The 14,408-nt window shown below is 65.1% G+C and carries 13 protein-coding genes; 8 read left to right on the top strand and 5 right to left on the bottom strand.

Annotated features, from left to right (window positions below):
• Positions 1-111 precede the first annotated feature (111 nt).
• Complete coding sequence (locus tag F8G81_RS15165) at positions 112-1,503, top strand: MFS transporter (RefSeq protein ID WP_267275523.1); 1,392 nt, start codon at positions 112-114, stop codon at positions 1,501-1,503.
• 17 nt (positions 1,504-1,520) lie between these two features.
• On the opposite strand, the gene F8G81_RS15160 is transcribed toward F8G81_RS15165, so the two are convergent.
• A complete protein-coding gene (locus tag F8G81_RS15160; RefSeq protein ID WP_267275522.1) occupies positions 1,521-2,255 on the bottom strand; it encodes an IclR family transcriptional regulator in 735 nt (244 codons plus the stop codon).
• Between the two features lie 177 nt (positions 2,256-2,432).
• Between F8G81_RS15160 and F8G81_RS15155 the strand changes: the two genes are divergently transcribed.
• From F8G81_RS15155 to F8G81_RS15145, 3 genes are all read left to right on the top strand, one after another.
• Positions 2,433-2,969 (top strand): flavin reductase family protein, encoded by a 537-nt coding sequence (locus F8G81_RS15155; protein WP_267275521.1) that lies wholly within the window; start codon positions 2,433-2,435, stop codon positions 2,967-2,969.
• A gap of 53 nt (positions 2,970-3,022) precedes the next feature.
• Positions 3,023-4,477, top strand: a complete 1,455-nt coding sequence (hpaB, locus tag F8G81_RS15150; protein ID WP_267275520.1) for a 4-hydroxyphenylacetate 3-monooxygenase, oxygenase component — start codon at positions 3,023-3,025, stop codon at positions 4,475-4,477.
• Between the two features lie 199 nt (positions 4,478-4,676).
• Positions 4,677-6,008 carry an MFS transporter gene (locus F8G81_RS15145; RefSeq protein ID WP_267275519.1) on the top strand — a complete coding sequence of 444 codons (1,332 nt, stop codon included), beginning with the start codon at positions 4,677-4,679 and terminating at the stop codon, positions 6,006-6,008.
• A gap of 159 nt (positions 6,009-6,167) precedes the next feature.
• Here F8G81_RS15145 and F8G81_RS15140 read toward each other — a convergent pair whose 3' ends face one another.
• From F8G81_RS15140 to F8G81_RS15125, 4 genes are all read right to left on the bottom strand, one after another.
• Positions 6,168-6,815 carry a phosphoribosyltransferase gene (locus F8G81_RS15140; RefSeq protein WP_267275518.1) on the bottom strand — a complete coding sequence of 216 codons (648 nt, stop codon included), beginning with the start codon at positions 6,813-6,815 and terminating at the stop codon, positions 6,168-6,170.
• 208 nt (positions 6,816-7,023) lie between these two features.
• Positions 7,024-7,851, bottom strand: a complete 828-nt coding sequence (locus F8G81_RS15135) for an alpha/beta fold hydrolase (RefSeq protein ID WP_267275517.1) — start codon at positions 7,849-7,851, stop codon at positions 7,024-7,026.
• A gap of 17 nt (positions 7,852-7,868) precedes the next feature.
• Entirely contained in the window at positions 7,869-8,015 is a 147-nt protein-coding gene (locus tag F8G81_RS15130) for a hypothetical protein (protein WP_267275516.1), read from the bottom strand.
• A 69-nt stretch (positions 8,016-8,084) separates the two neighbouring features.
• Positions 8,085-9,464: an amino acid permease gene (locus tag F8G81_RS15125; protein ID WP_267275515.1), complete on the bottom strand. Its 1,380-nt coding sequence runs from the start codon at positions 9,462-9,464 to the stop codon at positions 8,085-8,087.
• 269 nt (positions 9,465-9,733) lie between these two features.
• Here F8G81_RS15125 and F8G81_RS15120 point away from each other — a divergent pair, with 269 nt between their 5' ends.
• From F8G81_RS15120 to nadC, 4 genes are read left to right on the top strand one after another with little or no spacing between them, the layout of a single operon-like run.
• Positions 9,734-10,444 (top strand): NUDIX hydrolase, encoded by a 711-nt coding sequence (locus tag F8G81_RS15120; RefSeq protein ID WP_267275514.1) that lies wholly within the window; start codon positions 9,734-9,736, stop codon positions 10,442-10,444.
• On the top strand, positions 10,441-11,754 hold the full coding sequence (gene nadA / locus F8G81_RS15115; RefSeq protein ID WP_267275513.1) for a quinolinate synthase NadA: 1,314 nt from the start codon (positions 10,441-10,443) through the stop codon (positions 11,752-11,754). The genes F8G81_RS15120 and nadA overlap by 4 nt, the downstream gene beginning before the upstream one ends.
• The gene (gene nadB, locus F8G81_RS15110; protein ID WP_267275512.1) at positions 11,751-13,523 is read left to right on the top strand and encodes an L-aspartate oxidase; all 1,773 of its coding nucleotides are present in this window, start codon (positions 11,751-11,753) and stop codon (positions 13,521-13,523) included. Before nadA ends, nadB begins: the two co-directional genes overlap by 4 nt.
• The gene (gene nadC / locus F8G81_RS15105) at positions 13,516-14,403 is read left to right on the top strand and encodes a carboxylating nicotinate-nucleotide diphosphorylase (protein ID WP_267275511.1); all 888 of its coding nucleotides are present in this window, start codon (positions 13,516-13,518) and stop codon (positions 14,401-14,403) included. Before nadB ends, nadC begins: the two co-directional genes overlap by 8 nt.
• The last annotated feature ends 5 nt before the right edge of the window (positions 14,404-14,408 follow it).

Below are 14,408 nucleotides of genomic sequence, written 5' to 3'. Positions count from 1 at the left end.
CTGGCTGCGGACAAGGCGATCTGCGGCATGGAGGATATAATCAAAACCGTTACCGGGTTGCGCGCATCGGGAGGAGGGACGATGCGCACGACATAAGTTGAGCCCGGAATCTTGAACCCTTCGACCCTCCCTTCCCAGACCTCCTCCACGGCCACAGCGGAGACTGACGTCCCCACGGCCCCCCCAAGCAATCGGTTTGCGAGGCTGCCGCTGCTCGCTGGCCGCAGCTTCATTCCACTGGGCCTGTTTGCCCGGCTGCCACTGGCCATGCTTACCGTGGGCGCCCTCACCCTCACCACCTCTGTCTCCGGCTCCTACGCAATGGGCGGCACTGTTGCTGGTGCTGTCGGAATCGGCTCGGCGGTGGGTGCACCGTTGCTCGGGGCGCTCGCCGACCGGAGGGGCCAGCGCCCCGTCCTCCTTGCCGCCGCAGTCCTCAACGCGCTCGCCGTCGCGGCCCTTATTGCCGTGGCGTCCGCCATGGGTGCAGCCGGGGCTTTTCCCGCGGCAGTGTTTGCTGCGGCCTTCCTGGCAGGTGCCAGCTGTCCACAGGTGGGTCCGTTGGCCCGCGTGCGGTGGATGGCACTCACCTCGGGCAGCGCCCGCGCGGGGAACACCGCCGATCTGGATACGGCCCTGTCCTACGAGAGCACGGCAGACGAAGTCACCTTCGTCCTGGGGCCGGCACTGGTGGGAATCCTTGCCAGCCTGCTGGCGCCGTGGCTCCCGCTCGCTGTCGCCGCAGCCCTGACCATTACCCTGGTCCCTGCCTTCGCTGTCCACAGGACGCACAAAGCGGTTCCACGGAGCAGCCGGGTTCCACGTAGCAGGGCAGTTTCAGGGAACAGCGCGGTTCTACGTGGCAGTGCAGTTTCAGCTGCCGGCGCTACATTCCCGGCAGTGGTTATATTGCCCGTCCTGGCCATGGTCTGCATGGGGACCTTCTTCGGATCCGCGCAGACAGCACTCAGCGCGTTCGGGGCCAGCTTCGCCAGTTCCGAGGCGGCCGGGCTGCTGTATGCAGTGATGGGGCTGAGTTCAGCGGCAACCGCATTGTGGGTCGCCTACTGGCCGCGCGGGTTTGCCGTCTCCCTGCGCTGGCTAGTGTCTGCTGCGCTGATGACTGCTCTGTCCGTCCTGCTGCTGGTGCCGGTCTCCGCAGGCGGCATGGTGGCCGTCCTGCTCATCCTGGGACTTCCTGTCGGGCCGCTGATGGTCACTGTATTTTCCATCGGCGGACTGGTGGCCCCGGCCGGGCGCCTTGGAACGGTGATGACGGCCCTTGCCAGCGGAATCGTTGCCGGTACTGCCCTGGGATCCTCGCTGGCCGGCCAGCTGGCGCAGGCGCACGGCTACGCGGCGGCTTTTCTGGTGACGGTGGGCGCCGCGACGGCGCTGTTGCTGCTCGGCCTGGCCACCGCCGTCGTACTCCGGCGCAGGGATGCCAGAGCAGCGGCTACCTGCGCGGTACCGGACGCTCCGGAAGGGTTGGAAGGCCTGTGAAAAGGGACCGGCGGCGGCTATGCCAGCTGGCGTTCGATCCTGGCCGCGCTTTCGGCGAGTGCCTTGCCTACTGTGGCGGGGTCATGGGCGGAGCGGATGTAGACGACGGCGAGCGCCGCCGGCCGGCCGCCCGGAACCCGGACAGGGGCTGCCAGCGATGACACGCCGGCGATGACTTCATCGTGGCTCGTCGAATACCCGGCCTGGCGGGCTTCCGCGGCCTCGGGCCTGTAGGGAATGCCGTCTGAAAGCTGATTCCATTCCGTTTCGGTCAGCGCAGATTGGATGGCGATGCCGGGGGCCCCGGCGTTGATCGGGTGCCGCGTGCCTGGGTGCTGGGCCACAGTTGCCCCTGAATGCCGTGGTTCAACCGTCACCAGGGTGATGCATTCGTGATGGTCCCAAACCGTGACGAACGCAGTCATGCCGAGGGTGTTGGCCAGATGGGTGAGTTCGGGCAACGCCGCAGCCTGGAGGTTCCGGGAAACGCCCCGCGCCAACACGGCAAGCCCCGGGCCGGGCTGCACCCGCCCGGCGTCGTCGCGCACCAGCAGTGAGTGGTCCTCGAGGGTGCGCAGAATCCGGTACGCCACCGAACGGTGCACGCCCATGGCATCTGCCAGCTCCGCAATGGTCAGGGGGTTCTGGGCAGCAGCCAGGATTTCAAGGGCGCGAATACCCCGGGAAAGGGTCTGCGAGGGCGAGGCCTGCGCGGGCGCTGTCCCGGCAGGGGCGGCGGCTGTGGGGTTCATGAGTCCATCCTAGGCGGCTGTGGCTGGGGACCTGGCAGGTCTTGTTTTGCCTGATGTATCCGAGTACCGTCCTATATAGGAACTGGTAGTTCGAATATAGAACTGATTATAGAAGTAAACAGAACTACCCGCCATGGCAGTCCAGAACTCAATGTGATCGCACCTGAGGGATCAACGATGATGTCCAAGCCGCGGAGCCAGCCTGAGCGTCCGGTCGCAGGCCGTGCCTCAGCGCCGCGGTTCCATCACTTCCGGGGCAGCCTGGGCCGGTTCGCCACAGGTGTAGCCATTGTGACTTTCGATGGTGCCACCAAACGCCACGGCATCACAGTCAATTCCTTCATGTCGGTGTCCCTGGAACCGCCCCTGGTGCTGGTGGGCATCGCGCGAAGCGCCAAAGCCCATGATGAACTAGCCGGCCGGCCGTTTTCCGTTAACATCCTGGGCGCCGAACAACGCCAGCTGGCCATGCACTTTGCCGGCTGGCCTGGTGCGAAGCCTGTGTGGGTGGAAGGCGCCACCGCCCCGCGGCTCGCCGGAGTCCTGGCCTATTTCGAATGCACACCGTGGGCCGCGTACGACGGCGGGGACCACACGCTCTACGTGGGGGAGGTGACCGACTTCAACTACCGCAGGGGTGATGCCCTGGCTTTCGCCAACAGCAGGTTTACCACCCTTCCTGAGAGCCAGCTTGGCATTGAGGAACTCCTCTGACTGCCACTTCCATCAGGCCATCACATCAGCTCAAAGACGACTGGAGAAACAAGATGGGCATCCGTACCGGCCAGCAATACCTGGACAAGCTCAATTCCATGAAGCCCCACGTGGTGATCGGTGGCGAGGTGGTTACCGAGAACATTGCTGAGCACCCGGCCTTCGCCAACGTGGCGCACACCTATGCGCGGCTCTTCGATATGCAGCACGAGCCTGACTACGCTGAGGCCCTGACCTATGACTCACCCAGCACGGGGGATAAGGTCAGCGCCTCCTTCCTGATTCCGCGGACCAGGGAGGACCTGGCCCACCGCAGGGCGGCCATCCGGACCTGGGCGGAGTATTCCAATGGTTTCCTGGGCCGCACCGGGGACTATATGAACAGCGCACTCACCGCACTGGCCGGAGCTGAAAAATGGTTCGCCCAGGCGGATCCGATGTTTGGCGAAAACATCCGGGCGTACTACGAACAGTGCCGGGAAAGTGACTTGCTGGCCACCCATACCCTCATTCCGCCGCAGGCCAACCGGTCCGTCTCCGGATCGGAGCAGATGGGCGGCCAGCTTTCCGCTCGGGTGGTGGAGGAACGCGACGACGGGATTGTGGTCAAGGGCGCCAGGATGCTGGCAACCATAGGCCCGATCGCCGACGAACTGCTGGTGTTCCCGTCCACGCTCCTGCGGGCCACACCGGAGGACGCCCCCTACTCGTATGCCTTTGCAGTTCCCAACGATGCCGACGGCGTGCGCTACCTGTGCAGGGCGTCGCTCTATCACGGCGGAAGCGCGCACGACGAACCGCTGGCCAGCCGGTTCGAGGAAATGGACGCGGTGGTGGTTTTTGACAACGTCTTTATCCCCAACGAGCGGATCTTTATGCTCGGCCACCCTGAGCTCTGTAACGGGTTCTACTCCGAAACCGGCGCGGGAGCCCTGATGACGCACCAGGTGGTTACCAGGACCATCGCCAAGAGTGAGTTCTATCTGGGCCTGGCCTCCGAAATTGCCGATTCAATCGGCATTGACGGTTTCCAACACATCCAGGAGGACCTTGCCGAGCTGATCCAAACCGTTGAGATCGGCAAGGCGCTGATGACGGCGTCGGAAGCTGAAGCTGCGGTGAATGACGACGGTGTGATGCTGCCCCGGTGGTCCACGCTCAATGCTGCCCGCAACTGGTACCCCAAGGTGGCCCAGCGGTTCCCGCAGATCATCCGAAAGTTCTGCGCCTCCGGGCTGATGGCCCTTCCCGGCGAAGCGGATGTGGCCAGCCAAGCGCTCCCGGACATCGAAATGTACCTGCAGGCCAAAACACTCACCGGCCCGGAACGTATCCGGTTGTTCAAGCTGGCATTCGATGCCAGCATCTCGTCGTTCTCAGGCCGGCAGGGGCTCTACGAGTACTTCTTCTTTGGTGACCCTGTCCGCATGGCCGGAGCACTGGTGAACTCCTATGACCGGGATCCTGCCCGCGCCAGGGTCCGGGAGTTCCTGGCCCGCACTGGATGAGGGGCGTGGGACCGGCGGCCGCCGGGAAACCCCACTTGGGACAAAAACCGTTCCGCGGAGAAGGCCGTGCCAGGACAAAAAACCCGGCAGGCGTGTTCTCCCTCACAATTCCGTAGTACCCTACTAACTAACTGACCGTTCTGTCGGTAATCCTGAAGGCGTCCCGGCAGCACTGCCGCCGATAAACAATGGAGTTTCAATGACCACACCATCCAAGGTGGACACCCTTGCCGGTCCCAGCACCCGGCAGGAGGAACGCAAAGTCCTGGCCGGAACCCTCGTCGGCACCACCATCGAGTGGTACGACTTCTTCATCTTTGCCCAGCTGACAGCCACGCTGCTGTCACCCCTTTTCCTGGCGCCGCTCAACGATTCCAACCCAGGCCTCTCGCGGATCCTTTCGTTTGCCCTCATCGGCATCAGCTTCCTGTTCCGCCCGCTGGGCGCAGTGGTTGCCGGCCACCTCGGCGACCGGCTGGGACGGAAGGCAATGCTCGTCTTCACCCTGGTGATGATGGGTGCCGCCACCGCCCTGATCGGCATGCTGCCCACCTACGCGCAGATCGGCGCCTGGGCTCCCATCCTCCTTATCCTCCTGCGGATTATCCAAGGCTTCTCGGCCGGAGGTGAATGGGGCGGAGCCGCGCTGATGGCGGTAGAACACGCACCACTGAACAAGCGCGGCCTGTTCGGGGCCTACCCGCAAATCGGCGTGCCGATCGGCATGATCCTGGCCACCGGCCTGTTGTTCTTCCTCAACAGCAACATGTCCAGGGAGGACTTCGCCGCCTGGGGCTGGCGCGTGCCGTTCCTGCTGTCCATCGTGCTGATCATCGTCGGTTACCTCATCCGCCGGGCCGTGGCTGAAAGCCCGGTCTTCCAGGAAATGGCTGAACGCAAGAAGGAAAGCAAGGCGCCGCTGGGCGAGCTGATCCGCAGCCACAAGAAGCCGGTCCTGTACTCGACCATGATCTTCATTGCGAACAACGCGGCCGGGTACCTGCTGATCGCTTTCTTCATCGCCTATGCCACCAGGACCCTGCAGATGCCCACGCCGCAGGTGCTCCTGGCCACCACCCTGGCATCCTTCGGCTGGCTTATCTTCACCCTGGCGGGCGGCTGGCTCTCGGACCGCATCGGTCGGGTCAAGACCTTCCTCACCGGCTACGCCATCATCTTTGCCTGGATGATCCCGATGTTCGCCCTGATCGACACCAAAAACATCTGGTTCTACGGCCTGGCCCTCTTTGTCCTCACCATCGGGCTGGGGCTGTCCTACGGTCCGATGTCCGCGATGTACGCCGAGATGTTCCCGGCCAACGTCCGTTACTCGGGCATCTCCATCGGCTATGCCTTTGGCGCCATCCTGGGCGGCGCCTTCGCCGCAACCATCGCCGAAGCACTGCTGCAGGCAACCAAGTGGACCGGGTCCATTGGCATCTACATCATGATCCTGTGCGTGATCTCGGCAGTTGGTGTCTTGCTCGCCAAGGAAACCAAGGGGCGGCCGCTGGGTGTAAGCCACCACTAAACAGAGATCGCTGGGCCAGGCGGCGGACATCGACCACAAGGTCGATGTCCGCCGCCTGGTGTTGTGCCCACACAGTTTGGGTCGTGAATGACCGCAGCAGGCAGCGTAGCTATCAGCGCCGCGCAGGGATGGTGCCCAGGCCGGCCCAGAAGCACCTGGTTACTGGCCGAGCAGGCTGATTGCGTCCTCATCGGTGAGTTGCTCGAAATGCCGGTAGAAGCTTCCCACGGCGCGGAACTTACCCGGCAGGTGCAGGCACAGGACAGCATTGCACACACGCGACACGGAGGCCTCCGCCTCCAGCGAACCCACCGGCGCGGCGGCTACAACATGCGAGGCGCCGGCCGCGCGGACGGCCTCGACGGCGGCCCTCATAGTGGCTCCGGTGGCCAGGCCGTCATCAACCAGCAGGACAGTCTTGCCGGTGAGGTCCTGATCCGTTCCCGGATAGGTTTCGGCGCGGCGCAGCAACTCGGCCCGCTGCCGCCCCTCCACCTCATCAAGCCACTCCTGCCGGACGCCGTGCTCCAGGATGCGGTCCACGAGAGGCTTGTTGACGAGCCGCACAATGCGGCCCCGGGACCAGGCAAGGGCTCCGTAGGCTGTCTCGTCATGACCCGGAATGCCGAGCTTGCGGACCAGCACGGCACCCAGGGGCAGGTAGAGGGCTTTGGCCGCCGCAGCCGCTACAGGGATGCCTCCGCGCGCCAGTCCCAGGACGATTGCGTCGGGGCGTTCCCTGAACTGCGTCAGTACCGCGGCCAGGCGCTCGCCGGCATCTGTGCGGTCTTCAAAACGCATGGTCATTGGTCCCTCTCCGGCTCTTCCGCCCCCTTGTCCAGACTACTTTCCAGCCTACCGTCCGGACGGTCGCCGGAATACGGAAGCAGGCCGGTTGGGCGGCGGAAACCAGGAAAGACCGCGCGCCGGGCGCCGGGAACGCACTACTCCGCCGGGCCGGTCGCCAGGAGCCGAGGAACGCTCCGGGTGGGCGCCGGGCTGGCAGACGTACCTGTTAAACACCGAGGAAGTCGATGGCACCCTGCTTGAAGGCCCTGCTGGTGATGGCGTTGGTGTGCGTCCGGCCCGGCAGCACCAGCTGCTCAGCCATTGACCCCGCCTTGATCCCCAGCTCAGCGAGCTGCGGCATGGTGCTGGCGCGCTCATCCTGGTCCCCGGCCACCAGCAGCATGGGCATGTGGGGCACGGCCTCGGCAGGATCGTACGGCTCGGCCTTGATCGCCTCGACCAGAGAAAGCAGCGCAAAGATATTGTTGCTCGGCAGCAGCATGGCCATCTTTAACAATCCCGCCGTGGACTCGTCCTCGATGGGCGTGCCATCCGCGAGGTAACGCTGCGCAGCCACGAGGTCGAAAGCGGCCAGGGGATCGGCGATGTTCGGCCCGCCCAGAACCAGCCGGTGGACAATCTCCGGCTGGGTTGCCCCGAACTCCCAGGCGAGCCGCGAACCAAGGGAGTAGCCAATAATGTCCAGCCCGCTGGAAGGGTCACCCTCCTGCAAAGGCCGCACGCCGGCGTCGAACGCTATCTGGAGAAGATCCGCCCGGATCCGGCTGGGGGAGTAGGAATCCCGGTCCTCCGGCGCGCCGCTTCGGCCGTGGCCCGGCAGGTCCACGGTGATGACGCGCCGGCCAGCTTCGAGGAGGGCCGCCAGCCAGCCAGTGTCCTCCCAGTTGAGTTTGCTGGACGAGGAGAACCCATGCAGCAGCAGCACAGGCCTGAGCCCGGCGTCCTGTTCCGGATCATGCACCCCGACATAGAGCTGCGGATCGGTTCCTTCCACTGTGTGGGAATGCATCGATCCTGTATGCCTGCCGCTCATGGTGTCAGTCCTCATCATCAGGTACGGCGCTCAGGCGGACCCCGCGCCTCGAACACAATCAGGGGCTCGCCGACATTGATCCTGTCACCGGGGCCACCGAAGGTACGCACCACTTTACCTGCCTGTGGACCGGGCAGTTCAACAGCGGATTTGCCGGTTTCCATTCCACGTCCCCACCCAAGTGGGTCGCACTAACTGCCGTTATGAGGACCCATTACGACAGATCGCGCTACCTACTTGGGCTGCCGGGCCCGGGAAGTGACACGCGCGCCCAGCCAGCACGCCGCCGCCAGCGCGGCAACCAGGGCAAACGTGCTGAACAGCTGGCTGCGGCTGCTTTCGGCACTGAAACCCACGGCAAAGATGAGGCCCAGGAGTACCAGGCCAAAAATCGTGAGCCGCGGAAATCCCTTCATCCGCAGCGGAAGGGGAGTGCCGCTGCTGTCCGCGCGCCGCCGAAGAATCAGCTGTGAAACCAGCGCCGTGCCCCAGACCACCAGGCAGGTGGAGCCCACCAGTTGGAAGAGGGCAGGAAGGATCCGTTCCGGGAACAGCAGTTCCAGGACGGTGGCGATAAAGCCGAAGGCCACTGATACGCCTACCGCCAGCATGGGCACGCTGGCGCCGCTGAGCCGGGACAGGAAGGCGGGCGCTTCGCCACGCTGGGAGAGCGAATACACCATCCGTGATGCACCGTACAGGTTCGCGTTCAGTGCCGAGAGGAGTGCGACGACGGCCACCAGGGTGATCGCCGTGCCGGCGCCGGGTATGCGGGCGGCGTTGAGCACCCCCGCAAAAGGAGAAGCAAGGCTTTCGGACGTGGCCGGAAGGACCGCTGCTATGACAAAGACGGAGCCGATGTAGAAGACCAGGATGCGCCACACCACGGTTCGGATCGCCTTGCCCACGCTGTGCTCAGGATCCTCGGTTTCGGCGGCCGCCACGGAAACGATCTCTGTTCCGCCGAACGCGAAGATCACCACAAAGAGTGCAGTGGCGATGCCGCCGAGTCCCGCGGGGGCGAAGTCGGAGGTGATGTTCCCCAGCCCCGGCGACGCCACGTCAGGCAGGAGGCCGAGCAGAAGGGCAAGCCCGACGGCGAGGAAGAGAACGATGGCGGCCACCTTAAGAATGGCGAACCAAAACTCGAACTCACCGAAGTTGCGCACGCCGGCCAGGTTGATGGCCGTGAACACCACCATAAAGATCAGGGCCAGTGCCCAGACGGGTACGACGGGCCAGACCGAGAACAACAGGCCGGCCGCGCCCAGGGCCTCGGCCGCGATCACCACCACCAGCTGGAGCCACCACAGCCAGCCAACGGTGGCGCCTGCCGTTTTTCCCAATGCCCCCTCCGCATAAACGGAGAAAGCGCCGCTGGTGGGGTTGGCGGCGGCCATTTCGCCGAGCGCCCACATCACCAGGATGATAAGGGTGCCCGCGACCAGGTAGGAGACGAGCACCGCCGGACCGGCTGCCTGGACTCCGGCGCCGGAGCCAAGGAACAATCCGGCGCCGATCGCGCTGCCCAGACCCATCATGGTCAGCTGTCGCGGTTTCATGCTGTGGCCGAGCTGGGTCTCCGGACGCACCTGCGTGGACTTCATCGTCATGCCTTGAACCTTCTTGGGGTGTAGGTGGTGGGGTCCTCGTGGGACCACTCGAATGTACAGCCTTGGCCGAATTCATGATGGCTTCCTGCACGGAACCTATGGAGGAATTTGTTTCATCAAAGCGCCAGGATCCTGACAAGGTGACGTGCCGGCTGATGCAGTACCAGGAGAATCCGCAACATTTTGATTCGGCGGAGGCTGGCCGTAGAATGAGTTCTGGTCATCATGACCATAACTAGGGAAGTCGCTTAGAGGGTGGGTGAGTAACCATGTACGCCAGTTCAGCCAACGTCGCCGAGCGGCAGGCGGCACCCCCTTCGCTCGCCATCTCCACTGTCATCTTCGCCCTTCGGCCCAGCGAAGCCTCGGGCCGGCCCACCCTGTGGATCCCCTTGGTCCGGCGGATCCGCGAGCCCTACAAAGGGCTCTGGGCCCTGCCGGGCGGGCCCTTGTCACACTCGGAGTCCCTGCAGGACGCGGCATCCCGGAACCTCCAGGAGACCACCGGCCTGGCACCCACCTACCTTGAGCAGCTCTATGCTTTTGGCGGCCTCCACCGCTCGCCCACCCAGCGCGTTGTTTCGATCGTCTACTGGGCGCTCGTGCAGCCCACGGAAGCGGCGCTCGCTGACGAATCGGAGAACGTCAAATGGTTCCGCGCAGACCGGCCCGGCGACCTTGCCTTTGATCACAATGCCATCGTCGACTACGCACTCTGGCGCCTGCGCAACAAGCTTGCCTACGGCTCGGTTGCCTATCACCTGCTGGGGGAGTACTTCACCCTGGCGCAGGTGCGCGAAGTCTACGAGGCGGTGCTGGACCGCCAACTGGATCCGGCCAACTTCCGCCGGCAGCTCAAGTCCACACCGGAGATCGAAGAGACCGGTGAATACCTCCAGGGCGGCAAACACCGCCCGCCACGCCTCTACCGCTTCACCGGCCGCCCCGGCCTTGACCCAGATAACAGGAGTACTCCATGAGCAGCGTCAACACAGCAATCCAGCTCATCACGCGGGAACAGGCCGAAAAGGCCGCCAGCGGCGCTGCCGGCAAGACTACATGCAGCCCGGCACTTGCCAAGGGTCCCTGGGACTATGACCTCGCCGAGGCGCTGGCGGGTGTTCCTGCCTACGGCCCCGGCGCATCAAGTGCCGATGTTGCCCCGGCTGCCACCCCGCGCCAGGGCCAGCTTCCCGAACAGTACAAGCTTGCCAGCGACGCTGAGCTGGATAGCCGGATCCGGGCGGCCAAGGCTGCCCTGGGTGACCGGGCAGTGATCCTGGGGCATTTTTACCAGCGCGACGAAGTGATCCAGTACGCGGACTTTGTGGGGGATTCGTTCCAGCTGGCCAATGCGGCCCTGACCAAACCCGACGCCGAAGCCATCATCTTCTGTGGCGTGCACTTCATGGCCGAGACGGCAGACATCCTCTCCACGCCGGAACAGGCAGTCATCCTGCCCAACCTGGCAGCTGGCTGCTCCATGGCGGACATGGCGGACACGGACTCTGTGGAAGAGTGCTGGGAGCAGCTCGAAGAGATCTTCGGGACCGAGCCCGACGCCGATGGCCGGGTGCCGGTTATTCCGGTCACCTACATGAATTCCTCCGCCGCTCTGAAGGCCTTCTGCGGTGAACACGGCGGAATCGTGTGCACGTCCTCCAACGCCAGGACTGTCCTTGAATGGGCCTTCGAGCGCGGGCAGCGCGTCCTCTTCTTCCCGGACCAGCACTTGGGCCGCAACACCGCCAAGGCCATGGGCGTGCCGCTGGAGCAGATGCCCATGTGGAACCCGCGCAAGGAACTGGGCGGCAATAACGAGCAGGCGCTCCTTGATTCCCGCGTAATCCTGTGGCACGGTTTCTGCTCCGTCCACAAGCGCTTCAACGTGGCCCAGATCGAAAAGGCGCGGGCGGACTTCCCCGGCGTCCAGGTCATCGTCCACCCGGAATGCCCCATGGAGGTGGTGGACGCCGCCGATTCGGCAGGATCCACTGACTTCATCAAAAAGGCGATCGCCGCCGCCACCGAGCCCACCACGTTCGCGATCGGCACCGAGGTCAACATGGTGAACCGGCTGGCCGCAGAATACCCGCAACACACCATCTTCTGCCTGGACCCGGTCATCTGCCCCTGCTCCACGATGTACCGGATCCACCCCGGATACCTCGCCTGGGTCCTCGAGGAACTCGTCGAAGGGCGCGTCGTCAACCGGATCACCGTGGCGGACGCCGTGCAGGCGAACGCCAGGACCGCGCTCGAGCGCATGCTTGCCGCTAGGCCGTCATGACCAGGGCCTCCGTGCACGGGACTTCTGTGCCGCAGCGGCTCATCGTCGTCGGAAGCGGCATCGCCGGGCTCTACGCCGCCCTGCTGGCGGCGGATGCGGGCGCGGAGGTTGTGCTGCTCACTAAGGGCGAGCTCGCTGAAAGCAATACGTACTACGCCCAGGGCGGCATCTCCGCAGTGCTTGCCGATCCGGCGCCCGGCGACACCGTGGCGGCGCACATTGCAGACACGCTCAACGCCGGCGCCGGCCACTGCAATACCGAGGCGGTGCGCGTCCTTTGCTCGGAAGCGCGGGAGGACATTGCAGGGCTGGGACGTTTCGGCGTGCGTTTCGACCTGGCCCACGACGGCGGCCCGGCCCTGGGACTTGAGGCTGCCCACTCCGCGCCGCGGATCCTGCATGCCGGCGGGGACGCCACAGGGGCCGGGGTGGCGAATGCACTCATCCGGGCCGTGCTGTCACGCAGCACCGACGGGAAGATCCAGCTGTACGGCGGAGCCCACGCCACAGCCTTGCGCCAATCCCATGGCAGGGTTTCCGGAGTTGATTTCAGCCAGGGTGGCCGGAGCCTGAGCGTGTCGGGCGACGCCGTGCTGCTGGCCACCGGCGGTGCCGGCCAGCTCTTCGCTCAGACCACCAACCCTGCAGTGGCCACCGCCGATGGCCTGGCCCTTGCCTGGCGGGCCGGGGCCGCCGTGTCCGATCTGGAGTTCTTCCAGTTCCACCCCACCTGCCTCGTTCGCACAGGAGCAACAACGGATCCGGAAGGGGACCAGGACCCGCTGCTCATCTCCGAAGCGGTCCGCGGTGAAGGCGCCGTCCTCCTGGACACACACGGCCTCAGGTTCATGCCCGACTACCACCTTGATGCCGAACTGGCACCCCGGGATGTTGTGTCCCGCAGCATCGCCCTTCACCTGGCAAAACTGGGCGATCCCAACGGCCACGTGTACCTTGACGCCCGCCTCATCGAGGCCGCCAAGGGCCCCGGGTTTCTCGAAAAGCGGTTCCCCACCCTCAGCCAAAAGACCCGCGAAGCCGGCCTCGACTGGACCCGCGACCTTGTTCCGGTGGCGCCTGCCGCCCACTACTGGATGGGCGGCGTCACCACCGACCTCTCCGGCCGGACCAGTGTGCCCGGGCTCCTGGCCGCCGGTGAAGTTGCCTGCACAGGAGTCCAGGGCGCCAACCGGCTCGCCAGTAACTCGCTCCTCGAAGGTCTCGTCTTTGGCCGCCGCGCTGTTGAAGCATTCCTTAGCGACCCACTGGCTGGCGCGTCGCTCGACGCTGTTCCTCCGCTCGCTGTCTCGGCCGCAAGCGGCCTCCCCTTGACGCTCGCTTCCGGAACACCCTCGAACGACGAACGGAAGCCCGGCTTTGGTGCCTCCAAGGCGTTGCCGACCGTAGGGGAGCACCGGTTCTCGTTCGCTCCGGTTTCAGGGCAGTCGTTTTCCCGGGCTGCCCTCCGCCGCTTGATGACTGCCAATGCCGGGGTGCTGCGGAATGGGGTGCTTTTGCGGGAGGCTTCGGAGACGTTGGCGGGGTGGGCCGCCGTCGTGCGTCCTGAAATGGTTCCATTGTCCGAGGATCCACGGGTGCATGAGGATGCCAGCCTCCTGCTCGCCGCGCAGCTGCTGGTCCGCGCTGCCGGGGAACGCCGGGCGTCCTTGGGGGCGCACTACCGGAGCGACAGCGTTGATGGCGCCGCCATCCATGAACTTGAGGAGACCTACCAGATGCGCCCGAAAGCGAGCCTTGTCCATGACTAATGCCTCCCTGTTTGACCTGGCCCTCCCGGCGGCACCGGTGCGGGAGATCCTGGAGCGGGCTTTCGCGGAGGATGCCCCTGCGGGGGATATCACCTCGCAGCTGCTGATCCCGGCAGAAGCCCGGGCCACGGCTGTGCTGAACGCACGCGTCCCTGGCGTGCTCAGCGGCGCCACCGTATTCCGGGATGCCATGCTGCTGGTCGATCCGGAGACCGAGGTGGAACTGCTGCTCACTGACGGTGAAACGTTCGACGCCGGCACACCCCTTGCGCGGGTCAGCGGCAGCGCACGCTCTGTGCTGCTTGCCGAACGGGTGGCACTGAACCTGGTGCAGCGGATGTCGGCCATTGCCACGAAAACTGCCGAGTACGTCAAGCTCGCCGAAGGCACCGACGCCAGGATCACAGATACGCGAAAGACCACCCCGGGCCTGCGGATCCTGGAACGGTTCGCTGTCCGGTGCGGCGGCGGGGCCAACCACCGGTACAGCCTCTCCGATGCCGTGCTTGCCAAAGACAACCACCTTGCCGTGATGACCGGCGGGGACCCGGGCAGGCTCACCGGCCTGCTTGCCGCGGCAAAGGCCAAGCTCGGCCACACCACGCACTTCGAAGTTGAAGTGGACAGGATGGACCAGATCGAACCGGTGCTGGCCGCCGGGGTGGACACCATCATGCTGGACAACTTCACCCTGGATGAGCTCAAGGCAGGAGTGGCGCTTGTGGACGGCCGCGCGACGGTGGAGGCCAGCGGCAACGTCAACCTCCAGACGGTGGCCGGAATCGCTGGTGCAGGCGTTGACGTCATCTCCGTCGGTGCCCTGACCCACAGTGTGGCCGCCCTGGACCTGGGGCTCGACGTCGAACTGACGGTGGGGTAGGCAGG

Source organism: Arthrobacter sp. CDRTa11 (genome assembly GCF_026427775.1).
In the GTDB taxonomy this organism is placed as follows: domain Bacteria; phylum Actinomycetota; class Actinomycetes; order Actinomycetales; family Micrococcaceae; genus Arthrobacter.
The sequence above is the reverse complement of the archived record's forward strand: the minus strand, read 5'-3'. Positions and strand labels throughout refer to the sequence as shown.